This is a genomic window from Shewanella sp. KT0246, from assembly GCF_019654955.1.
In the GTDB taxonomy this organism is placed as follows: Bacteria; Pseudomonadota; Gammaproteobacteria; order Enterobacterales; family Shewanellaceae; genus Shewanella; species Shewanella goraebulensis.
Window position 1 is genome coordinate 1 of record NZ_BPEV01000115.1, and the last position, 613, is coordinate 613.

Sequence of the window (613 nt, forward strand, 5' to 3'; positions counted from 1 at the left end):
ATGCCGCTCTGTGACCATGGCCTCATACAATCTGGCACTTTGCTGTTCAACCACCTGCTTGAGTTCTTTCTTGCAGTTGCTGAACCATTTTTTCACTTCGGCAATATCGCCTTCGTTGTCTGTCTGCCGAGGTTGCGGCAGGCTCTTGAGCAGCTTGCCCTCTTCGTTGAGCAATCTCAGCTTGAGGTCGTCCCCGAGTGCCAGCGCCAAAGTACGGCTGCCGAATTCAAACGGGCTGGGCTGGGTCAGATGTTCGAGCCCGGCCGTCTGCACAGTGCGATCCGCCAGTTCATCCTGAGTCCAGCCGTTACGGGCCGCAATTTGACTGACTTGCGCCCGTGCCAGCTCCTGCACCGAGTTGGTGCGATAACGCCGCGAAATACTCAGCAGAAACTGAATCGCCACAGGATCGTCCGAGTTGGCCAAAGCCTGCAACATGGCCTCTATCTGTGCCCGCCGCTCATAGCGCTTCTTCATAAAGGGTTGGATCATGCCCAGCAGGGTTTGCGCATCGCCGCCAGCGATCAGGGCCAACATCCCCTTGTCTTTGATGGCCGAGCCCACGAGACTCCTGAGCATCTCGTATGCCGTCTTCTGCTTGAAAAAAAAAAAA

1 protein-coding gene is annotated in these 613 nt (G+C 56.0%); it reads right to left on the reverse strand.

What is annotated here, in order from left to right; all coding sequences use genetic code 11:
* Window positions 1–537: DUF4132 domain-containing protein (locus K5Q58_RS20685; RefSeq protein WP_220755731.1), on the reverse strand; the 537-nt coding region annotated here is incomplete at its 3' end.
* Window positions 538–613: the final 76 nt, after the last annotated feature.